Below are 21,568 nucleotides of genomic sequence, written 5' to 3' on the forward strand. Positions count from 1 at the left end.
GAAATTTCATGAAGGAGAACTGACATGGGAAAAGAAAAATGGGCAGTTATTGATATCGGGTCCAATACGATCCGACTTGTCATCTATGAGAAAAGCCATTCTGGTAGTTATAAAGAAGCAGAAAATATCAAAACAGTAGCGAGACTTCGACGATATTTAAATCAGGAAAAAGTATTACAAAATGAAGGGATTACTCTTTTAATTAACATCTTACAGGGATTTCAAGACATCATTCATTTTCATCATATTTCAACTATTTATTGCGTAGCAACAGCTACCATTAGACAATCAAAAAATCAACAAGAAATTGTTGAGCTTGTTAAAGAAAAGACGGGATTTGATATACAAGTATTTTCTGAAAAAGAAGAAACCTTTTTTGGTTATTATGCAGTTTCTCACTCAACTCCAATTGATACAGGAATCACGATTGATATGGGAGGCGGAAGCACGGAAATTACTTATTTTCAAAATAGGGAATTAGTCCATTATCATAGTTTTCCATTTGGAGTCGTTTCATTAAAAGAACAATTTATGAAACATGATCAAATAACAGAGATGGAACGAAATAAGCTGACGGAATACATCCTAAATTCATTCGCTCAGCTTCCGTGGTTAAGAAATTTACAAGTACCAATTATTGCTATTGGTGGAAGCGCAAGAAATATTGCTCAAATCGATCAAAATTTAAAAAAGTATCCAATTGCAGGCATTCATCAGTATATCATGACATTTTCAGATTTAGAGAACATACAAACGTATCTTGGGCAGTTTTCAATAGAACAACTAGAAAAAGTAGAAGGTCTTTCAAAGGATCGTGCAGACATTATTATACCTGCACTTGAAGTATTCGTGAAGCTATGTGAATATTGTCAATCTACTTCTTTCATGTTTAGTAAAAAAGGTCTAAGAGATGGGATTTCCATAAAAAAAAGCGAAATCAATGATAAGCGTCAATCAACGGATCAAATTATTTATAACAGTGTTTCTGAACTACTCGCAGATTATGGAGTAGATCAACCACATGCACATTATAGAGGGCAACTTGCAGAACAATTATTCAAGGAAGTAACTCGCTTTTATAAGGTTGAAAGTAAAGAATCTTTTAAAAAATTTGTTATCAGGGGAGCACAGCTCTATTATTTAGGACAATATATAGAGAATGACTCGAGTAGTCAACATACCTTTTATTTGTTAGCAAATCAATCGATTAATGGACTTTTACATAAAGACCGGGTAAAACTAGCTTTTATCGCCTCTTATAAAAATAAAACATTATTAAAGCAATATATGGCTTCATTTACAAATTGGTTTACAAAAATAGAGATGGATGATATTCGAACAGGAGGTGCAGTTGCTAAACTGGCGTGTGCACTTGATTCCTCGAAAAGAGCCATTGTTAAAAAAGTAATCATTGAAGAAGTGTCACCAACAGTTTTGCAACTTAATGTTTATTGTCAGGGGAATGCTTTTGTTGAACAATATGAGACAGAAAAAAATATTCGACAGCTAGAGAAAGCAACTCATAGAACGATTGTACTGAAGTTTATCGAGGTCTAACATGTGGACTATTTAGAGTGTCATGCTTTAAAAAGTATAGGGAGCATTCATATTTTAAATTCAATAAAGTATGAACAATATTTATCATTTCCTAACAAAGATTTATATTTTTTTTGATATTCTATAATTGTTGAATTTTGTAAAAAGGTGTGGGGCATATGGATAATCAAAATCATTTACATCATCCATCAAATTATAATAACCGGGAAATAAGTTGGCTTGCTTTTAACGAGCGCGTGCTACAGGAAGCATTAGATAAGCGTAATCCCTTATTAGAACGAATCAAATTTCTCACTATATTTAGTTCGAATTTAGATGAATTTTTTATGGTTCGAGTTGCAGGATTAAAAGATCAAGTTAAAGTGGGTTTTATGCAACCAGAGAACAAGGCAGGTATGACACCGAAACAACAACTAGAGAAAATTTCTGAAAGAGCACATTATCTGGTGACTCTGCAAGATGAAACATTTCGAAAACAAATTCTTCCAGACTTAGAAAAAGAAAATATCCATTTAATAAAAGTAAAGGAATTAGCTGAAGGACAAAAGGATTATCTTGAATTCTATTTTGAAGAACAAATTTTTCCAGTTCTTACACCAATGGCTATTGATGCATACCGACCGTTTCCAATGCTGTTAAATAAAAGCATTAATTTAGCTGTTTCGATTGAAACGGATCGTGAATATGATAAAAGACAGAAACTCGCCATTGTACAAGTTCCATCTGTATTAAAACGATTTATTGAAGTTCCTTTTATTGATGGGACTACTTGTTTTGTATTGCTTGAAGATATTATTGTTTTTTTTATGAGCAAACTGTTTAGCGGATATAAAGTTGTGTCAGTTACCCAGTTCCGTATTACAAGAAATGCTGATTTAGAAATTCATGAAGAGGGGGCAAGAGATCTTCTTCAACAAATAGAAAAAGAATTAAAGAAGCGAAAGTGGGGAGCCGCTGTTCGTCTTGAGATAAAGGATGAAAAGGTAGATAAGCATATATTAGACTATTTACTTGAAGAGTTAGAAATTAAAGAAGAGGACACATACTATATTTCTGGTCCGCTTGATAAAACATTTTTATTTTCATTTTATAACGTGTTTGCTGGTAGAAGAGATGATTTAGTCTATGAACGGTTCATACCGAAGTCTTTTTCGGAAGTTATTACGAATAAAGATATTTTTCAAAGTGCATTAAATCATGATATGTTGTTTCACCATCCATATGAATCATTTCAGCCTATCGTAGATTTTGTCTCAGATGCTGCAGATGATCCTGATGTGCTAGCAATTAAACAGACATTATATAGAGTGAGTGGTGATTCACCTGTCATTGAGGCTCTTAAGCGAGCTGCTGAAAATGGAAAGCAAGTCACGGTTTTAGTCGAATTAAAGGCTAGATTTGATGAAGAGAACAATGTTCAGTGGGCAAAAGAACTAGAAAAAGCCGGCTGCCATGTCATTTATGGGATGACACATTTAAAAACACATAGCAAAATAACCCTTGTTGTTCGTAGGAAACAAGGCGTTATTGAACGATTTGTTCATTTAGGTACGGGGAATTATAATGATCAAACTGCCAAATTTTATACAGATTTCGGCTATATCACAGCCAAAAGTAAATTTGGTATTGATGCAACTCATTTTTTTAACTATTTAAGTGGTTATACACAGAAACCGGAGTACAACCATCTTGTTGTTGCACCGAATGATATTAGAGGAGAATTTATTCAGTTAATTGATTATGAAATTGAGTTTCAAAAACAGTATGGTAATGGATATATCATAGCTAAAATGAATTCGTTAACAGATAAAAAGCTAATCATTAAGCTGTATGAAGCATCATGTGCGGGTGTGAAAATTGAGTTAATTATCCGTGGCACGTGCTGCCTTAAGCCAGGTATTGAAAATGTTAGTGAGAATATCCGAGTGATTAGCATTGTAGGGAGGTTTCTAGAACATAGCAGAATTTATTACTTCTATCATAATGGGGAAGAAAAAATATTCTTGTCTTCAGCAGATATGATGACAAGAAATATGGAAAATCGAGTAGAGATTTTATTTCCTATTTTCGAGAGTGATTTAAAGAAAAAGTTAAGGCGTTTACTAGCTCTTCAACTTACAGACAATATGAAAGCAAGGCAACAAGATAGTGACGGAGTCTATCATTACATTCAAAAAAGAGAAAACGAAGTTGAGGTCGATAGTCAGGCTATTTTAATGGCGGAGACAAATGATGTAAATGAAGATATAATAGTAGGGAGCTTGTAAATTATTCCTTATCAAGGGTTTGAATAGTTGCATTTAAAAGGAGCAGTCATCAGGCTTCTCCTTTTAAATGCTCTTTTCAATTAGAAAATGCTTTAGATTCTATTCGTGCATGTTGATTATTTTGAGACGTCTATCGTGAATAAAGTAAGTTCAGGTTTTGATAAAAAGCGAAAGGGTAGGCGGGTTGTTCCTAGTCCTCTATTGACATATAAAGTCATTGGATCCTGAGAATCTCCTAACTCATAAAATCCCTCGTAGTAAAGTTCACTATAAGGGGGAGTGACTAATGCTCCGAAAAAAGGGATTTTTACTTGACCACCATGACTATGCCCGCTCAACTGTAAATGAATGCCCTGTCCAACTGCTATTTCAGCTAAATCGGGCTCATGTGCCAAGAGGATCTTATACGTATCTGAGGGGATGTTATCTAGGGCCTTTTCTAAATCGGGCTTTCCAAGCATAGCGTCATCGAGCCCAATAATATGAATCCGACTGTGATCGAGAAGCTTAATTTCATATGCATCGTTTTGTAATACGACAAAACCACTTTCGTTCATGATGTTCGTATAAAGATCTGTTCCATAACCACCGTGATCATGATTTCCATAAACAGCAAATTTTCCAAAAGGAGCATTTAATTTTAATAATATAGGAATAATTTGTTCACTATTTTTATATTTATTTGGTTCATCAATTAAATCGCCAGTAAAAAAAACAATATCAGGGTTAAGCTGATTGATGCGATCAATGAGTTTTTCTAGTTGTTTAAGCGTGTATTGAAAACCGAGGTGTGTATCACTGAATTGTATCATTCTAAACTGATCAAAACCTTTAGGAATATGAGAACGGGTAATCGAATGGTGGTTGATGTCAAGTAATTTTGGTTCGATTTCTCTTGCATAATAATAACCGCCTGTCCCAGTTGCTACCATGGTTAATAGGGACGCCATTATTTTTTTGATAAATGTTCTTCTTGACCATTTTTTTGTCATATCGTTAACCAACCTATCATTAAAAGTATCTTCTATTATACTATCAAACGATCATTTGAAATAGAATCTATATTCGTTAAATAAATGGGTTTTCATTGTTACAAATGTAGTTGCTTACTCAGTTAAGTAAAGATTATTTCCTGTTCTTTTTATTTGAGGGTCTGTATATATGGTATAATATTTCATTATCTACAAGGAGGTTTAAAATGGATGCATTGGATATCCTAACGGACTTAGATCATGTTTTCCCTTATTTTCAGCCGGTATTCAGTGCAGATGAACATCGAATTATTGGCTATGAGATATTTGGAAGATATAATGGTGAGGGACAGGTAATAAGCCTAGGACCTTTCTTTCAGGATAAAAGCATACCGGATGAATATCGTCTAGAAGTCGATAATGTTGTACTTACGAAGGCTTTTGAGCAAGCCGTTGTCTTAGATAAGGATATGCTTTTATTTGTGAATAGAGATACAGATCTTTTAACGCATGATAGTGGTGAAGGTTTTTTACAACTATTGTTGCAATATCAAGAAAAGGGAATCGCCTTAAATCAGATTGTATTAGAGATATCTGCGGATGATTCTATAGAAGAACTTGTGAATTTAATGAATTACTATCGTACATACGGAATCAAAATCGCTATTGATAAAATGGGAGATGACAGTAGTCATTTAGATCGAATTGGGCATTTGAAGCCTGATATCGTGAAAGTTGATTTGATGCCATTGCGATTAACGAACCCATCACCTGCTTATAAAGATATTTTATATTCCTTATCGATTCTTGCCCGTAAAATAGGTGCCACATTATTGTTTAAGAATATTGAAATGGTTTATCAACTCCAATTTGCTTGGCAACATGGTGGTCGATATTATCAAGGATTTTACTTAGAAGAACCAGCTTCAGGATTTATTTCACGAGATACGTTAAAAGATAAGTTGAAAGCGGAATTTCATGAATTTATTATGTATGAAAAGAAAAAACTAGAATCGTTATTTTTACTTACTGAAAAATTTCATACACGGCTTCAAGAACTGTTAAGTAAAAGTCGCAAGTCAGTGGAATATGAAGAACTACTAGGGTCACTTGCGAAGAATTTGGATCATGTCGCCTTTAGAATGTATGTGTGTGATGAAGATGGTTTTCAAAAATCCCCCAATTTGTTTAGAAAAGATAAGCAATGGGTGGTACAAACTGAGTATTTTAAAAAGAATTGGAGTTGGCGACCGTATTTTTTAGAAAATATTATTAAAATGCGCAATGATAAAAAGGGGATTTTATCTGACCTATATAATGATATTGAGACGGGGGAAACGATTCGAACCTTCTCATACCCTTTAAATACACATGATTATTTATTTATTGATTTGTCCTATGACTTTCTCTATCAGAATGAAGATTTACTTTGAGTATCGGAGTTAAATCTTTGCATAAACATGTCGAAAAAAAGATCTTTTTCTTGTGTTTTGTAAAAAAAAGACGAAATTTATTCAAATTTTACTTGTGCAAACCAATGATTTTATTTTATGCTGTCTATATTGGCTAAAGAGTATTTGTACAGAAAAATTTAGACTGTAGATTTATGGTTTAGAAATAGGCCAAATGAGAAACCTAGTAATATGATACTTGGTTTCTGTTGAAAGGAGAGGGAACATGTCACAGCTTCAAGGTATATTATCCAGGTTAAAAAACTTGCAAGAGCAATCGAATAATGGAGAACCTTCCCAACGTTTTTTTGAGGTGAATGGAGAGCGGAAATGTCAGGTTACCTATCAACCTAAGATACAAACCTTTGAGTTGGAAGTGTATTTGGACAAAGAAAAGCCAAAAAGATATCAATTTGATAACATTGATATGATCACAATTGAGATTTTTGACTTAATTCAATAATGTATATAGAGGAACCTCTAGGGGTTTCTCTTTTATTTTGTTTATGGGGTTATAGGTTATTTAACGAGTTTGCTGGTCAATTATGGGGATGTGAGAGAAGCGGAAAATTGAAAACTGTGTTAGAATAATCTTTATGAAATTATATTCTTGGGGAGTTTTCCGCTATGATCAATCTTGACAGTGAGTTTTTAAAGACGAATATCTGCAATTTAATGGTACCATCTGAGAGGGTGGCCCATGTTCAAGTAGGAAATAGTCTAGAGCATGCTCTCTTGGTCTTAACAAAAAGTGGATATACGGCAATACCTGTTCTTGATTCGCATTATAAGCTTCATGGTCTAATTTCTACTCCTATTATAATGGAATCAATTCTTGGTCTAGAAAGAATTGAATATGAAAAGCTGGAGCAAACTCGGGTCGAAGAGGTTATGAACACAACGATTCCACACCTTAAAATTAATGCTTCCATACAAAATACGATTGAATTACTAGTAGATCATCCTTTTTTATGTGTGGAAAATAATAAAGGTTTTTTTGAAGGAATCATCACTAGAAGAGCTGTTTTAGATTTGTTGAATGATGCACTTCACGACTAATGTCCATTGAAGGCTCCCAGATAAATTGGGAGCTATTTTTTTATAAGGTAAGAAAGTATAACTTTTCTAAACGGAGATAGCGGTCTAGCTCTAGGGCATCATCGGATCTCTGGTCATAAGACGAGCTGATAAGCAGAATCTTACGCTTTTCTTATGTTTTGGCCTAATAGGGTGGTGCAGAAAGAAAGGATTGTTAAAATGGAGAAGGAGATAACAGGAAGACAATTAAAAAAGAAAACCAATCGACCAATTGTACTTGCTTCTATCATGCTTGCCATGTTTATGGGGGCAATTGAAGGGACTATAGTCTCGACAGCAATGCCCGCCATTGTGGGTGATTTAGGAGAGTTTTCTTTATATAGTTGGGTGTTTTCATCTTATTTATTAATGAATGCTGTGACAGTTCTCATATATGGAAAACTTGCTGATCTATTTGGTAGAAAGCCAATTTTAATTTTTGGAATTAGCATCTTTCTAGTCGGTTCGATCCTTTGTGGATTGGCTGAATCGATGACTACCCTCATTATTTTTAGACTCATACAAGGCTTCGGAGCAGGTGCGATCACCCCAATTGCAACCACTATTGTGGGTGATATTTATACAAAGGAAGAACGAGCGAGTATACAAGGGTATCTTTCAAGTGTTTGGGGCATTTCAGCCCTTCTTGGACCTGCTCTTGGTGGGGTTCTTGTTGAATTTGTAAGCTGGAGATTTATCTTTTGGCTTAATATTCCTCTTGGAATTTTAGCTATGATTGGGGTAGGAATATTTTTACATGAGAATATTGAAAAGAAAAAACATGAAATCGATTATGCAGGGGCGGTTTTGTTAACGGTTTCGATATCCACTTTGATGTTTGTATTTGTTGAAGGAGGAAGTCGTTGGTCTTGGCTGTCTTATCAAGCTCTCGTCCTACTAGGCATTAGTCTATTTGCTTTCATCCTTTTTTATTTTCAAGAAAAAAAAGCAACAGAACCCATGATGCCTTTTTCAATTTGGAAGGAACGCCCGATTTTTCTTGCAAATATGACCTCATTAATAACAGGGATCATGTTAATAGGCATATCCAGCTTTTTACCTGCATTTGTTCAAGGTGTAATGGAACAATCACCTATTGTGGCTGGTTTTACGTTAACAACTATGTCAATTGGTTGGCCCATTGCCTCAATCGTTGCAGGTAAGCTACTTTTAAAAGTAGGTCTCCGAACAACATCTATTTTAGGTGGGGTTGCTCTTATTTTGGGTAGTCTGTTGTTTGTAACGCTAACACCTGATGCAGGTCCTGTATGGGCGGCTTTCGGTTCTTTCCTTTTCGGTATCGGTATGGGATTAACATCCACAACGTTTATCGTTTCGATCCAGAGTACAGTCTCTTGGGAACAGAGAGGGATTGCAACTGCTGCCAATTCGTTTATGCGAAATTTAGGTAATACGATTGGAGCAGCGCTACTAGGGGGTATTTTAAATAGTCAAATCATGCGCTATTTTGATGAGCATGGTCAGGGAATCAGTATGAACCTTACTGTTGATTCCACAAATGTATTATTAAATAAAGAAGAGAGAAATTATTTACCGGATAGTTTACTGCAATTGCTTCAAGATGGATTAACCTATTCTCTTCATACGGTGTACTATGTTGTACTCTTACTAGCCATTATCAGTTTTATTTTCATTTTATTATTACCGAAAAAACAAGAAGGATCGGATTAACCCAAATATTCCCATTGAAAATCTCCTCATATTTTCTGATGTTTTTTTCAAACTAATGAAAGTAAAGGAGATGATCAATAATGAAAAAACTACTTTCATTTATGCTAACGGTAGCAATCAGTTTAGGTATGGCGTCACCGATCACAACGCACGCTCAATCCATAACCATGTTTAAAGAACCCCCTTTTGAATTTTATAAAATCTCAAAAGGGGATACGTTTTGGTTTATTGCTAAACGTTATGGATTAGATTACAAAAGGTTAATGGAATTAAACCCTGAAACGAATCCTTATAATATGCAGGTTGGAGGAATTATTCGGTTAAAACCAACTTCAGCACCCGTTTCCTCTTTTGAAGAAGAGGTTGTGCGCTTAGTCAATCAAGAGCGCGCGAAACAAGGTTTAGCTCCATTGAGCCATCGTGCAGACGTCAAGAATGTAGCAGAGAAAAAAGCAATGGATATGATCCATAGCAACTATTTCTCCCATACAAGTCCAAACTATGGAAGTCCGTTTGACATGCTAAAGTCATTTGGTATAACGTATCGTTCGGCAGGAGAAAACATTGCGAAAGGGCAAAAATCGCCGCAGGAAGTTATGAATGCTTGGATGAATTCGTCTGGTCACCGTGCCAATATTCTTAATCGCAATTATAACGGAATTGGCGTTGGTTTCTATAACGGGGCATGGGTTCAATTATTTGTGCAATCTAACTAACTTTTTAAGTTGACATATTAGAGAATCATTCTCAAATATGTCAACTTTTTTAATGAATTCTTTTTTAGTGTATAAAGCTATCCCTGCATAGTCTTTTTTTCTTGTTTTCAATGCTTTTGTTTGATAAAGTATTTTTAGAATATATATTGATAAAATTATTGGAGGTAATTAATAATGAAAATGATGGATGCAAACGAAATCATCTCTTTTATTCAAAACAGTACAAAATCTACACCTGTAAAAGTTTACATAAAAGGTAATCTAGACGGAATTGAATTCGGCTCAAATAGCCAATCCTTTATTACTGGAAATAGTGGTGTTGTGTTTGGGGAATGGTCAGAAATAAATAAAGTTCTTGAGGAAAATAAAGCTCAAATTGAAGATTATGTGATTGAAAATGATCGTAGAAATTCAGCGATTCCATTATTAGATATGAAAAATATCAATGCAAGAATTGAGCCTGGTGCCATTATTCGTGACCAAGTGGAAATCGGCGATAATGCTGTCATCATGATGGGTGCTTCTATTAATATTGGTGCCGTAATAGGTGAAGGGACGATGATTGATATGAATGTTGTTCTTGGAGGAAGAGCAACGGTCGGTAAAAACTGTCATGTTGGTGCAGGTACTGTATTAGCTGGTGTGATTGAGCCGCCGTCTGCAAAGCCGGTTATTGTTGAAGACGATGTTGTGATTGGAGCAAATTGTGTTGTGCTAGAGGGTGTTACAGTTGGAAAAGGTGCTGTTGTTGCTGCAGGAGCGATTGTAGTTGATGATGTAGCACCATATACCGTTGTTGCAGGTACTCCGGCTCGTGTGATTAAAGAAATTGATGAAAAAACGAAATCAAAAACTGAAATAAAACAAGAACTTCGTCAGCTGTAAAATAGGACTAGGCGTGGACCATTTGAGTCCACGCCTTCTTTAAAGAATGTATAAGGCAGAATAATAGGATAATTGCCACTATTGATATTAGTGAAAATCAGTATCATGAAAATAATTGGAAGGAAGGTATCAAAATGAATCCATTCGTTCAAATTCGTCGCGATCTTCATCAAATTCCTGAACTTGGCTTTCAAGAGTATAAAACACAAGCCTATTTGTTGTCCTATCTAGATTCTTTACCACAAGACAGAATGGAAATAAAACAATGGAAAACAGGTATTTTTGTTAAAGTGAATGGTATAGCACCGAAAAAAATAATTGGTTACCGCGCCGACATAGATGGGTTGCCAATTGTGGAAGAAACGGGCCTACCATTCTATTCCAATCATGAAACAGAAATGCATGCCTGTGGTCATGACTTCCATATGTCGATTGCTCTTGGTGTATTAACAAGCTTTGTCCACAATCCTATAAAGGATGATCTATTATTTATTTTTCAACCGGCTGAAGAAGGTCCTGGTGGAGCCGAGTCCATGCTTAAGACAGATATTATGAGGGAATGGAAGCCTGATATGATCATGGCCCTTCATATAGCACCAGAATATCCAGTTGGAACGATTGCATTGAGGGAAGGGCTACTGTTTGCTAATACATCTGAATTATTTATTGATTTAAAAGGTAAAGGAGGACATGCAGCATATCCTCATCAAACAAATGATATGATCATTGCTGCTTGTTCTTTAGTAACACAGTTACAGACTATTATTTCAAGAAATGTTGATCCTCTTGACAGTGCTGTCGTTACAATTGGAAAGATTACAAGTGGAACCGTTCAAAACATTATTGCAGAAACCGCACGGTTGGACGGGACGATTCGTACACTTTCCGCTGAATCGATGGATAAAGTGAAGAAAAGGATTGAAGAAATAGTTAAAGGGATAGAAATAGGTTTTCAATGTGAAGCGAAAGTCGATTTCGGTTCTATGTACTACCAAGTATATAATGAAGCCCGTTTAGCAAGAGAATTTATGGAATTTGCAGAAAGTCAAACGGATGTGAAAGTGATTGAATGCAAAGAAGCAATGACAGGGGAAGACTTTGGGTATATGTTAAAAGAAATACCTGGCTTCATGTTTTGGCTTGGTGTGGAGTCCGAATATGGTCTTCATCATGCAAAGCTCAAACCAAATGAGGCAGCAATTGATACAGCGATCCATTTGATTACTCAATATATTGAGTTTAAAGGAAATGAATAATTTACGATAATAGTAAATGGATTAAGCTATGTTCGAAAACCGGAATATCCGGTTTTTTTTTAGCAAATATATAGGTGAAAACGTAGAAAATTGTCAGTAAAAAAGGCGTTTTGTTTTGTCTATAAATAAATATTTGTTAAACTAATTAGGAAAGTGCTTCATTAAGTTTGGTTATTTTAATATGAAATAGGGTAAAACAAGTAAGGGAGTTTTAAGATAATATTAATAATAAATAGTTTTTTAAATTTATTATAATTTAATATTGACTAAAAAAACCCAAAGTATTATAATAAGTCTTGTAGAGATGAGGTAACAAATGAGAATTACATAAGATTTTCTCATTTAATAATAAACATATTTGGAGGGATTTTTAATGGCAGAACGTATGGTAGGAAAACAAGCACCACGCTTTGAAATGGAAGCAGTATTACCTAACAAAGAATTTGGAAAAGTAAGCCTTGAAGAAAATATGAAAAATGATAAATGGACTGTTCTTTTCTTCTATCCAATGGACTTCACTTTCGTATGTCCAACTGAAATCACTGCACTTTCTGATCGTAACGACGAGTTCGAAGATCTTGATGCAGTTGTAATTGGTGCATCAACAGATACAATTCATACTCACTTAGCATGGATTAAAACAGATCGTAAAGACAATGGTCTTGGAGATCTTAACTATGCGCTTGCAGCAGATACAAATCATGAAGTTGCTCGTGATTATGGTGTTCTTATTGAAGAAGAAGGGGTAGCTCTTCGCGGATTATTCATCATCAATCCAGAAGGTGAATTACAATACGCAGTTGTGAACCATAACAACATTGGCCGTGATGTTGATGAAACATTACGTGTTCTTCAAGCACTTCAAACTGGTGGACTTTGCCCAGCAAACTGGAAGCCAGGTCAAGCAACTCTATAAGCGTTTAATATTCAAAGACTATTATATAAAGAAGGAGAAAAGGCCTAACGTTAAAGTTAGGTCTTTTCTCACCATATAATGATTGTTATTAAATTTTTCGAAATTCTAGGAGGAATAACCAATGAAGTTACGCGAACCAATGCCAGAATTAGTAGGTGCAACGGAATGGGTAAATGGGGAAGTATCTAAAGAACAATTAATTGGAGAGAAACCGACTTTAATTCACTTCTGGTCAGTTAGTTGCCACTTATGTAAAGAAGCTATGCCACAAGTCAATAAATTTCGTGATGACTATAAAGACAAGTTAAATGTTGTGGCTGTTCATATGCCTCGATCTGAAGATGATATTAATATTAATCTTGTGAAGGAAGTAGCGGAAGAACATGGGATATCACAATCAATCTTTGTCGATAGTGAACATAAGTTAACGGAAGCATTTGAAAATCAATATGTACCAGCGTATTATGTTTTTGATAAAGATGGCCAACTTCGTCATTTCCAAGCAGGTGGTAGTGGAATGAAAATGCTAGAAAAGCGTGTGAATCGTGTGTTAGATGAGACTGCGAAAAGTGAGTAAGCTAAAGGTTTAAAAAGGAATCAAGCATTGTCTGCTTGGTTCCTTTTTAAATTGATTATATACATATTTCATCTTTTCCATTGTTTAAGAAGTGAAAAACAAAATAAAGAAAAGGAGTCCTATATTTTGTCCGATTAGATGAAGTGTACGTATTGTAAGAAGTTACTTCTATGCTAAAATAGGAGCATAGTTCGTATTACTGTTGGAGGAATGAATGGTGAAAAAAGAATTCGCAGTTATTGGATTAGGTCGTTTTGGAGGTAGTATATGTCGCACTCTTGCGGAACAAGGCATGGAAGTAATGGCTATTGATTTTAATGAGGATCGCGTCAATGAATATTCAATGATTGCTTCACATGCAGTTATCGGAAATACAACGGATGAAAAAGTGTTGAAAAGTTTAGGGATTCGAAATTTTGATCATGTAATTGTTGCAATTGGTGATGATATTCAGGCAAGTATTTTAACAACGATCATTTTAAAAGAACTGGGTATTAAAAATATTACGGTGAAAGCCCAAAATGATTATCATGGGAAGGTATTGTTAAAGATCGGTGCGGATCATGTTGTACATCCTGAGCGTGATATGGGGAGACGTATTGCTAATAATATGATTTCTAACAGTGTTCTTGATTATTTAGAGCTTTCTGATGAGCATAGCATTGTCGAGATTGTGGCGAGTCAAAAGATTGATGGGAAATCTATTATTGATTTAGATGTCCGGGCTAAATACGGGATTAATATTGTTGCTATAAAAAGAAAAAATGAAATCATTGTTTCGCCTCAGGCAAATGAAATTATCCAAGAAAATGACATCCTTATCGTTATCGGTGCAGACGTTGATATGAATCGCTTTGAAAAAAAGGTTTTGGAATAAGAGAAATTTGTTTGGTCAACCACAACCCGTTTAAGATCTCGACCTGACTGGCTAATTCATAAAGCTAAACAATAGCAGAGTAAGAGGTCGGGTGAGTTTGCCAGATACTTTAGTAACACGGCACTCGTATAAGCTTATATGGAAAAGCAAAAAGCACCTTTTTACAGGTGCTTTTTGCTTGTTTAAATTTAAACTTCCATAATGATTGGTAAAATCATAGGGCGACGCTTTGTTTTTTCATATAAGTATGGTGCTAACGTATCTGTTATTTCGTTCTTAATTTCTGACCATTGTGTAGTACGTCGTTCCATGACTTTATTCAAATGCTTCGTAATTAAACTCTGGGCATCATTAATTAAATCACTAGACTCTCTCATATAGACAAAACCACGTGAAATGATATCTGGTCCAGATGCAACCTTGAAGTCCCTCATATTAATACTAACCACGACAACAACAAGTCCTTCTTCGGAAAGAATACGACGGTCACGCAACACAATATTACCAATATCACCAATACCGCTTCCGTCAATATAAACATTTCCAGAAGGGATTTTTCCTGCTACTCGTGCTTGATCATCACTAAGTGCGAGTACTTCACCATTATCCATAATAAAACAGTTTTCTTCTTTAACATCACAATCAACTGCTAGCTTAGCATGCGTTATTTGCATGCGATATTCACCATGAATAGGCATAAAGAATTTCGGCTTTATGAGCCTTAACATTAATTTTTGCTCTTCTTGTCCACCGTGACCAGATGTATGAATATCACTCAATTTTCCATGGATGACATCTGCACCTGCTCTAAAGAGCTTATTAATGGTTCGACTCACGCTGATCGTATTTCCAGGGATTGGAGAGGAGGAAAATACAACCGTATCACCAGGAATAATTTGAATTTGTCGATGCGTACCATTTGCTATTCGTGATAGTGCTGCCATTGGTTCCCCTTGGCTTCCTGTACATAGTATTGTGACCTTATCGGCTGGGAGACGATTAATGGCTTGCGGCTCAATGAAGGTATCTTTTGGTGCTCGAATATAACCAAGTTCCTGTCCAATGTTTATCGCAGCTTCCATACTTCGTCCAAATACAGCTATTTTCCGTCCATTAGCAACTGCAGACTCTGTAACTTGTTGTAAACGGTGGATATTGGAAGCAAAGGTAGCAAAGATAATGCGACCTTCCACTTTTCTAAAGATATCATGGATGGTATCACCCACACGTCTTTCTGACATCGTGAAATGAGGGATTTCACTATTTGTGCTGTCAGATAATAGGCAAAGTACACCTTCTTTTCCTATTTCAGCCATTTTTGTTAAGTTTGCTGGTTCACCAACAGGTGTAAAGTCAAATTTAAAGTCTCCTGTGTGGACAATTTGACCTGGAGGAGTTTTGACAACAATCCCATAAGAATCAGGGATACTATGTGTCGTACGGAAAAACGTGACGGATGTTTTTCTAAACTTGATGATATCATCCTCTTTAATTTCATGTAATACGGTTTGTCTTAATAGACCATGCTCTTCTAATTTATTTCGAATTAAGCCTAGAGCGAGCTTTCCGCCATAAACAGGGATATTAACTTGACGTAATAAATAAGGAATCCCACCAATGTGATCCTCATGACCATGTGTAACAAATAGACCTTTAATTTTTTCTTCATTTTTTACTAAATAAGTATAATCGGGTATGACATAGTCAATTCCGAGTAGTTCATCTTCAGGAAATTTGATCCCAGCATCAATTAAAATAATTTCATCCTGAAATTGAACTGCGTACGTATTTTTTCCGATTTCCCCAAGTCCTCCAAGGGCGAAAACAGCAGTTTGATCATTTTTAACAAATTTCATTTTTATATCTCCAATACTTTAAAGTCTTCATTTTGTTTTTCATATTCTAAGAATGCACCTTCTATAGAAGAAACAAACTCGATATTGTATGGATAGCTTAGCAATTTACGACGTACATCTCGAACTGATTTACCTTCCACATAGATGGTTTGTGTTTTTTCCCGAACGGGTACTTGCGTTTTTGATTCTTGAAAATAAACCTTAAAAATCACTTATATCTCTCCTTTATCTATTTTTCCCTTTATATTTAAAAAAACAAACTTATATATGTTTTTTCATTAGGCTCGTATACACGTTCAATAAAAATAAGGAAGGAGCCCTCCGTAAGACTGAAGGGCTCAAATAATCAGGCAATTGATTTTTTTCGCAGCATATCATTCCACTGTTTTAAGAGCTTTTTTTTCAGCTTCTTCAACATTGTGGTTCATCTCCTTAATTCTATTTTAAACATTCCTCCTACAATGTAAAGTAGTATTAAGTGTTTAAAATAATTTATCCCTCTTTTTTCTTATATTATTGACATAAATACGGTTATTTCTCATGGGTAAATATGGAATTTGTTTTGTTTATTGAAGGATCAATAGTTGAGGGGAGTAAAATAATGATGAAGTCTGATATGTAAACCTTCTAGAAAAGCAATAAAAAAGACGGCAAGCTGCTGTCATTTTTTATTGCTTATTCATTATCGATCAATTGCAATTGCGTTTTCAGGCTCTTTCATTGGATTAGCTTTGTTAATATGGTCATAGAACATAATTCCATTTAAATGGTCGATTTCATGCTGGAAAACAATAGCAGGAAGCCCCTTTAATCTGATTTTCACTTCTTTATTATCTGAAGTAAACCCTTTAACAGTTATTCTAGCATATCTTGGTACATATCCAGGATATGGCTCATCCACTGATAAACACCCTTCGCCGGCTGCAAGAAAGGATTGTTCAACAGAGTGACTGATGATTCTGGGATTCATAAGAGCATAGCTATATAATTTCCCTTTTTCATCTGTAACATGAATGGCAATCATTCGTTTGGATACATTTATTTGTGGTGCAGCCAGACCAATACCTGGGCGAAGGTCATATTTGGCTGCGATTTCTGGGTTTTGGCTGTTTTGAACAAATTCCATTAATTGATTTAAGATCTTTTTATCTTCTTCTGATGCGGGTAAAGGAACTTCTGTAGCTACTTTTCTTAATACTGGATGTCCATCGCGAATAATATCATTCATGGTTAGCATTCTGAAACACTTCCTCCTAAAAAATCATGTAGTCCAATTTTAACAAAGAATATAAAAAAAGTTAATAAAAAGAAGAGATAGGTCGTTGTACTATTAATTAAATCCCCTTACCATCATCATATCCAACATATATAAATGACTCAATAGTTAAAAACAGTTCACTTATTATAGTAGTTGTTATTTATAGAAAATCTGTTTCTTTCATATAACACAATTCTTAATAATAGGTTCATATAATACAGTTTATTTAGGGTTATAATACAGATTGATTATATTATGTACATTCCTTGAATCTTTTTAAAGGAATTTCAATCATATTCATTGACTAGCACGACTTTTATCGTTAAACTAAAAAGCAGGTGAAAAAGTGTATTATTAAATATAAAAAATTATAATGATACAGTATACAAGTATATTAGTATTTAATAGTAAAATATATCTGCAAAAGGTTCGTTAAATTATAATAATTAATATTAAATGAGGAGTTCTTTCTTTTATATTAATTAAAAAATAGATACTTTATCTTTAAAATATTTTCTTTATGAAATAGCAATGAGAAATTAGTTTTTTGGATAGTCTATTAATATCGAAAAGAAATGAAAGGGTGACTGAAATGGCTTCTAAAACAAAGAATGTGCAATTCGATGCAAACACTCAAGCGGAAAAGATCGCTGAGCAATTTCAAACGCTTCAGATTTTAAATGAAGAGGGTCAAGTTGTAAATAAAGCAGCAATGCCCGATTTAAGTGATGAACAACTTCAAGAATTAATGCGCCGCATGGTTTATACAAGAATTCTTGATCAACGTTCTATTTCATTAAACAGACAAGGACGATTAGGATTTTATGCTCCAACTGCTGGACAGGAAGCTTCGCAATTAGCATCACAATTTGCACTTGAAAAAGAAGATTATATATTACCAGGTTATCGTGACGTCCCACAAATCGTATGGCATGGTTTACCATTATATCAAGCATTTTTATGGTCAAGAGGTCATTTTGAAGGTGGACAGATTCCTGAAGGTGTTAATGTGGCGATTCCTCAAATTATTATCGGTGCTCAGTATGTTCAAACAGCGGGTGTCGCACTTGGAATGAAAAAACGTGGTGCAAAATCAGTGGCTATTACATACACAGGAGACGGTGGAACTTCTCAAGGGGATTTCTATGAAGGAATGAACTTTGCAGGTGCTTTCAAAGCTCCGGCTATCTTTATTGCTCAAAATAACCAATTTGCGATCTCAACTCCTGTTGAAAAGCAAACTGCAGCAAATACGCTTGCTCAAAAAGCGGTTGCAGCTGGAATTCCGGGAATTCAAGTAGATGGTATGGACCCACTTGCTGTATACGCTGCTGTACATGAAGCTCGTGAGCGCGCAATCAATGGTGAGGGGCCAACTCTAATTGAAACCCTTACTTATCGTTACGGTCCACATACGATGGCAGGGGATGATCCAACTCGATATCGGACAGAAGAACTAAATAATGAGTGGGAAAAGAAGGATCCACTTGTTCGTTTCCGTAAATTCTTAGAGGAAAAAGGATTGTGGAATGAAGAGAAGGAAAATGAAGTGATTGAACAAGCAAAAGAAGAAATTAAAGAAGCGATCAAAAAAGCGGATAGTGCGCCAAAACAAAAAGTAACAGACTTAATGTCTATTATGTATGAAGAAATGCCGCAAAATCTAAAAGAACAATACGAAATTTATAAAGCAAAGGAGTCGAAGTAAGCCATGGCGCAAATGACAATGATTCAAGCAATTACTGATGCGTTACGCGCAGAACTACGTAATGATCCAAATGTATTAGTATTTGGAGAAGATGTAGGTGTTAACGGCGGCGTATTCCGAGCAACGGAAGGGCTACACAAAGAATTTGGTGAAGATCGAGTGTTTGATACACCACTTGCAGAGTCCGGAATCGGTGGTTTGGCAGTTGGTCTTAGCTTACAAGGGTTTCGTCCAGTACCAGAAATTCAATTCTTCGGTTTTGTATTTGAAGTAATGGATTCTATTTCTGGTCAATTAGCCCGTTTGCGTTATCGTACTGGAGGTAAATACAGTGCACCTGTTACGATTCGCGCACCATTTGGTGGAGGCGTACATACTCCTGATATGCATGCTGATAGCTTAGAAGGACTCATGGCTCAACAACCTGGATTGAAGGTTGTAATCCCGTCTACTCCATATGATGCAAAAGGGTTACTTATTTCAGCTATTCGTGATAATGATCCAGTTATTTTCCTTGAGCATATGAAGTTATATCGTTCTTTCCGTCAAGATGTTCCTGAAGAGGATTATACCATTCCGCTAGGGAAAGCGGAAGTGAAACGCGAAGGTACAGGTATATCGATCGTTACTTATGGTGCAATGGTACATGAGGCATTGAAAGCGGCAGAAGAGTTAGAAAAAGAAGGTCATTCTGCAGAAGTAATCGACTTGCGTACAGTGAGTCCTATCGATATTGAAACAGTTATTGCTTCAGTTGAAAAAACGGGTCGTGCAATTGTCGTTCAGGAAGCACAAAAGCAGGCTGGGATTGCAGCACAAGTCGTTGCTGAAATTAATGATCGTTCTATTTTAAGTCTTGAAGCGCCTGTATTACGTGTAGCGGCTCCTGACACGGTATTCCCATTCCCGCAAGCAGAAGCTGTTTGGTTACCAAATTATAAAGACATTATTGAAACAGCGAAAAAGGTCTTAACATTTTAATTAATATTCTTATGAAAATGAATCTAATATGTCCTGCATAAAGGTTGGGAATTGCTTTCTTTATTAGCAGGGCATGGATGTTATTCCGAAATAACTAATGCTAAATTGATAAAGCAGTCATAATAAGTAAGGTCAGTTCATACGGAAAATAGGATACTTGAAACAACATACATATGAACGTGACTATATAGGAGGGTAATTTCCGATGTCATTTCAATTTAAAATGCCTGATATAGGTGAAGGAATCCACGAAGGTGAAATTGTAAAGTGGTTTGTAAAGTCCGGAGATAAGGTTCAAGAAGATGATGTATTGTGTGAAATTCAAAATGATAAAGCTGTTGTCGAAATCCCTTCTCCAGTAGCAGGAACTGTAGAAGAAGTATTAGTTGGAGAAGGAACGGTTGCGACAGTTGGACAAGTTCTAATTAAATTTGATGCTCCTGGATACGAAGATTTGCAGTTTAAAGGTGATGAAGAAGCAGAAACGCCAGAAGCGAAGAAAGAAGAATCTCCTGCACCTACGCCTGCTGCAGCCCCAGAAGCAAAGAAAGAAGAATCTCCTGCTGCAGTTAGCACACAAGCGGAAGTTGATCCTAATCGTAATGTAGTGGCAATGCCTTCTGTTCGTAAATATGCTCGGGATAACGGAATTGATATCCGCCTTGTTGCCGGTAGCGGTAAAAATGGTCGTATCTTAAAAGAAGATGTTGATTCATTCTCAACTGGAGGCGCAGTGCAGCCAACTGTAGATTCTCAACAAGCTGAGGCTCCAAAGACTGAAGAAACAGTAACAGCTCAAGCTATTCCACAAGGACAATATCCTGAAACTCGTGAAAAAATGAGTGGTATGCGTAAAGCAATTGCCAAAGCAATGGTAAATTCGAAACACACAGCACCACATGTTACACTTATGGATGAAATCGATGTAACGAAACTTGTTGCTCACCGTAAGAAGTTTAAAGAAGTGGCAGCAAATAAAGGAATTAAGTTAACATTCCTTCCTTATGTTGTCAAAGCTCTAACAAGTGCATTACGTGAATTCCCAGCACTTAATACATCTATTGATGATGAAGCTGGTGAAGTTGTACACAAACATTATTATAATATTGGAATCGCTGCTGATACGGATAGAGGTTTAGTAGTACCAGTTGTTAAAGATGCTGATCGCAAATCAACTTTTGCTATTTCAAATGAAATTAATGAATTAGGCGCTAAAGCCCGCGATGGAAAACTTGCTCCTGATGAAATGAAAGGTGCATCATGTACGATTTCAAATATCGGTTCAGCTGGTGGACAATGGTTTACACCTGTTATTAATCATCCAGAAGTAGCTATTCTTGGAATCGGTCGTATTGCTCAGAAACCAATTGTTCAAGATGGTGAAATTGTGGCAGCACCTGTTTTAGCTTTATCCTTAAGCTTTGATCACCGTATGATTGATGGAGCTACAGCACAAAATGCTTTAAATCATATTAAACGATTATTAAATGATCCTGAACTTTTGTTAATGGAGGCGTGATAAA

The 21,568-nt window shown here is 35.6% G+C and carries 19 protein-coding genes; 15 read left to right on the plus strand and 4 right to left on the minus strand.

Annotated elements, in window-relative coordinates; all coding sequences use genetic code 11:
- The first annotated feature begins 24 nt into the window (after positions 1 to 24).
- Together JMM81_RS09065 and JMM81_RS09070 are read left to right on the plus strand one after the other, a co-directional pair.
- Positions 25 to 1,557 carry a Ppx/GppA family phosphatase gene (locus tag JMM81_RS09065; protein WP_256241242.1) on the plus strand — a complete coding sequence of 511 codons (1,533 nt, stop codon included), beginning with the start codon at positions 25 to 27 and terminating at the stop codon, positions 1,555 to 1,557.
- A gap of 158 nt (positions 1,558 to 1,715) precedes the next feature.
- Positions 1,716 to 3,824, plus strand: coding sequence for an RNA degradosome polyphosphate kinase (locus JMM81_RS09070; protein ID WP_256241243.1), 2,109 nt, complete (start codon positions 1,716 to 1,718; stop codon positions 3,822 to 3,824).
- 116 nt (positions 3,825 to 3,940) lie between these two features.
- Here the strand turns inward: JMM81_RS09070 and JMM81_RS09075 are convergent, their stop codons facing one another.
- Positions 3,941 to 4,816 (minus strand): metallophosphoesterase, encoded by an 876-nt coding sequence (locus tag JMM81_RS09075; protein WP_256241244.1) that lies wholly within the window; start codon positions 4,814 to 4,816, stop codon positions 3,941 to 3,943.
- A gap of 206 nt (positions 4,817 to 5,022) precedes the next feature.
- Here JMM81_RS09075 and JMM81_RS09080 point away from each other — a divergent pair, with 206 nt between their 5' ends.
- The 10 genes from JMM81_RS09080 (at position 5,023) to JMM81_RS09125 (ending at position 14,242) form a co-directional block, all read left to right on the plus strand.
- A complete protein-coding gene (locus JMM81_RS09080; protein ID WP_256241245.1) occupies positions 5,023 to 6,228 on the plus strand; it encodes an EAL domain-containing protein in 1,206 nt (401 codons plus the stop codon).
- 244 nt (positions 6,229 to 6,472) lie between these two features.
- A complete protein-coding gene (locus JMM81_RS09085; protein WP_256241246.1) occupies positions 6,473 to 6,709 on the plus strand; it encodes a YkuJ family protein in 237 nt (78 codons plus the stop codon).
- Between the two features lie 164 nt (positions 6,710 to 6,873).
- Positions 6,874 to 7,305, plus strand: a complete 432-nt coding sequence (gene cbpB, locus JMM81_RS09090) for a cyclic-di-AMP-binding protein CbpB (protein ID WP_256241247.1) — start codon at positions 6,874 to 6,876, stop codon at positions 7,303 to 7,305.
- A 198-nt stretch (positions 7,306 to 7,503) separates the two neighbouring features.
- Positions 7,504 to 9,015: an MDR family MFS transporter gene (locus JMM81_RS09095; RefSeq protein WP_256241248.1), complete on the plus strand. Its 1,512-nt coding sequence runs from the start codon at positions 7,504 to 7,506 to the stop codon at positions 9,013 to 9,015.
- An 80-nt stretch (positions 9,016 to 9,095) separates the two neighbouring features.
- Positions 9,096 to 9,731 carry a CAP domain-containing protein gene (locus JMM81_RS09100; RefSeq protein ID WP_256241249.1) on the plus strand — a complete coding sequence of 212 codons (636 nt, stop codon included), beginning with the start codon at positions 9,096 to 9,098 and terminating at the stop codon, positions 9,729 to 9,731.
- A 174-nt stretch (positions 9,732 to 9,905) separates the two neighbouring features.
- The gene (gene dapD, locus JMM81_RS09105; protein WP_256241250.1) at positions 9,906 to 10,616 is read left to right on the plus strand and encodes a 2,3,4,5-tetrahydropyridine-2,6-dicarboxylate N-acetyltransferase; all 711 of its coding nucleotides are present in this window, start codon (positions 9,906 to 9,908) and stop codon (positions 10,614 to 10,616) included.
- Between the two features lie 134 nt (positions 10,617 to 10,750).
- On the plus strand, positions 10,751 to 11,872 hold the full coding sequence (locus JMM81_RS09110; protein WP_256241251.1) for an N-acetyldiaminopimelate deacetylase: 1,122 nt from the start codon (positions 10,751 to 10,753) through the stop codon (positions 11,870 to 11,872).
- Between the two features lie 373 nt (positions 11,873 to 12,245).
- The gene (locus JMM81_RS09115) at positions 12,246 to 12,788 is read left to right on the plus strand and encodes a peroxiredoxin (RefSeq protein ID WP_256241252.1); all 543 of its coding nucleotides are present in this window, start codon (positions 12,246 to 12,248) and stop codon (positions 12,786 to 12,788) included.
- Positions 12,789 to 12,909: 121 nt separating this feature from the next.
- Positions 12,910 to 13,365 (plus strand): TlpA family protein disulfide reductase, encoded by a 456-nt coding sequence (locus JMM81_RS09120; RefSeq protein WP_256241253.1) that lies wholly within the window; start codon positions 12,910 to 12,912, stop codon positions 13,363 to 13,365.
- Between the two features lie 214 nt (positions 13,366 to 13,579).
- A complete protein-coding gene (locus JMM81_RS09125) occupies positions 13,580 to 14,242 on the plus strand; it encodes a potassium channel family protein (protein ID WP_305367764.1) in 663 nt (220 codons plus the stop codon).
- 188 nt (positions 14,243 to 14,430) lie between these two features.
- Here JMM81_RS09125 and rnjA read toward each other — a convergent pair whose 3' ends face one another.
- The 3 genes from rnjA to def form a co-directional block, all read right to left on the minus strand.
- Complete coding sequence (gene rnjA / locus JMM81_RS09130; RefSeq protein ID WP_256241254.1) at positions 14,431 to 16,098, minus strand: ribonuclease J1; 1,668 nt, start codon at positions 16,096 to 16,098, stop codon at positions 14,431 to 14,433.
- Positions 16,099 to 16,100: 2 nt separating this feature from the next.
- The gene (locus JMM81_RS09135; RefSeq protein WP_256241255.1) at positions 16,101 to 16,310 is read right to left on the minus strand and encodes a DNA-dependent RNA polymerase subunit epsilon; all 210 of its coding nucleotides are present in this window, start codon (positions 16,308 to 16,310) and stop codon (positions 16,101 to 16,103) included.
- A 470-nt stretch (positions 16,311 to 16,780) separates the two neighbouring features.
- On the minus strand, positions 16,781 to 17,335 hold the full coding sequence (def, locus tag JMM81_RS09140; RefSeq protein WP_256241256.1) for a peptide deformylase: 555 nt from the start codon (positions 17,333 to 17,335) through the stop codon (positions 16,781 to 16,783).
- 613 nt (positions 17,336 to 17,948) lie between these two features.
- Here def and pdhA point away from each other — a divergent pair.
- The 3 genes from pdhA (at position 17,949) to JMM81_RS09155 (ending at position 21,564) form a co-directional block, all read left to right on the plus strand.
- Positions 17,949 to 19,064: a pyruvate dehydrogenase (acetyl-transferring) E1 component subunit alpha gene (gene pdhA / locus JMM81_RS09145; RefSeq protein ID WP_256241257.1), complete on the plus strand. Its 1,116-nt coding sequence runs from the start codon at positions 17,949 to 17,951 to the stop codon at positions 19,062 to 19,064.
- Between the two features lie 3 nt (positions 19,065 to 19,067).
- Positions 19,068 to 20,045 carry an alpha-ketoacid dehydrogenase subunit beta gene (locus JMM81_RS09150; protein ID WP_256241258.1) on the plus strand — a complete coding sequence of 326 codons (978 nt, stop codon included), beginning with the start codon at positions 19,068 to 19,070 and terminating at the stop codon, positions 20,043 to 20,045.
- Between the two features lie 205 nt (positions 20,046 to 20,250).
- Positions 20,251 to 21,564 carry a dihydrolipoamide acetyltransferase family protein gene (locus tag JMM81_RS09155; protein ID WP_256241259.1) on the plus strand — a complete coding sequence of 438 codons (1,314 nt, stop codon included), beginning with the start codon at positions 20,251 to 20,253 and terminating at the stop codon, positions 21,562 to 21,564.
- Positions 21,565 to 21,568: the final 4 nt, after the last annotated feature.

This window comes from Bacillus sp. V3B, assembly GCF_024494465.1.
In the GTDB taxonomy this organism is placed as follows: domain Bacteria; phylum Bacillota; class Bacilli; order Bacillales; family Cytobacillaceae; genus Bacillus_BD.

Excerpts from the sequence above, each read along its gene's own strand:
- JMM81_RS09150 (WP_256241258.1), top strand. The coding sequence starts at position 19,068 with ATGGCGCAAATGACAATGATTCAAGCAATTACTGATGCGTTACGCGCA.
- JMM81_RS09125 (WP_305367764.1), top strand. The coding sequence starts at position 13,580 with ATGGTGAAAAAAGAATTCGCAGTTATTGGATTAGGTCGTTTTGGAGGT.
- JMM81_RS09065 (WP_256241242.1), top strand. The coding sequence starts at position 25 with ATGGGAAAAGAAAAATGGGCAGTTATTGATATCGGGTCCAATACGATC.
- JMM81_RS09120 (WP_256241253.1), top strand. The coding sequence starts at position 12,910 with ATGAAGTTACGCGAACCAATGCCAGAATTAGTAGGTGCAACGGAATGG.
- cbpB (WP_256241247.1), top strand. The coding sequence starts at position 6,874 with ATGATCAATCTTGACAGTGAGTTTTTAAAGACGAATATCTGCAATTTA.
- JMM81_RS09080 (WP_256241245.1), top strand. The coding sequence starts at position 5,023 with ATGGATGCATTGGATATCCTAACGGACTTAGATCATGTTTTCCCTTAT.
- JMM81_RS09095 (WP_256241248.1), top strand. The coding sequence starts at position 7,504 with ATGGAGAAGGAGATAACAGGAAGACAATTAAAAAAGAAAACCAATCGA.
- JMM81_RS09085 (WP_256241246.1), top strand. The coding sequence starts at position 6,473 with ATGTCACAGCTTCAAGGTATATTATCCAGGTTAAAAAACTTGCAAGAG.
- rnjA (WP_256241254.1), bottom strand. The coding sequence starts at position 16,098 with ATGAAATTTGTTAAAAATGATCAAACTGCTGTTTTCGCCCTTGGAGGA.
- JMM81_RS09115 (WP_256241252.1), top strand. The coding sequence starts at position 12,246 with ATGGCAGAACGTATGGTAGGAAAACAAGCACCACGCTTTGAAATGGAA.
- JMM81_RS09100 (WP_256241249.1), top strand. The coding sequence starts at position 9,096 with ATGAAAAAACTACTTTCATTTATGCTAACGGTAGCAATCAGTTTAGGT.
- dapD (WP_256241250.1), top strand. The coding sequence starts at position 9,906 with ATGAAAATGATGGATGCAAACGAAATCATCTCTTTTATTCAAAACAGT.
- JMM81_RS09110 (WP_256241251.1), top strand. The coding sequence starts at position 10,751 with ATGAATCCATTCGTTCAAATTCGTCGCGATCTTCATCAAATTCCTGAA.
- JMM81_RS09075 (WP_256241244.1), bottom strand. The coding sequence starts at position 4,816 with ATGACAAAAAAATGGTCAAGAAGAACATTTATCAAAAAAATAATGGCG.
- JMM81_RS09155 (WP_256241259.1), top strand. The coding sequence starts at position 20,251 with ATGTCATTTCAATTTAAAATGCCTGATATAGGTGAAGGAATCCACGAA.
- JMM81_RS09070 (WP_256241243.1), top strand. The coding sequence starts at position 1,716 with ATGGATAATCAAAATCATTTACATCATCCATCAAATTATAATAACCGG.
- pdhA (WP_256241257.1), top strand. The coding sequence starts at position 17,949 with ATGGCTTCTAAAACAAAGAATGTGCAATTCGATGCAAACACTCAAGCG.
- def (WP_256241256.1), bottom strand. The coding sequence starts at position 17,335 with ATGCTAACCATGAATGATATTATTCGCGATGGACATCCAGTATTAAGA.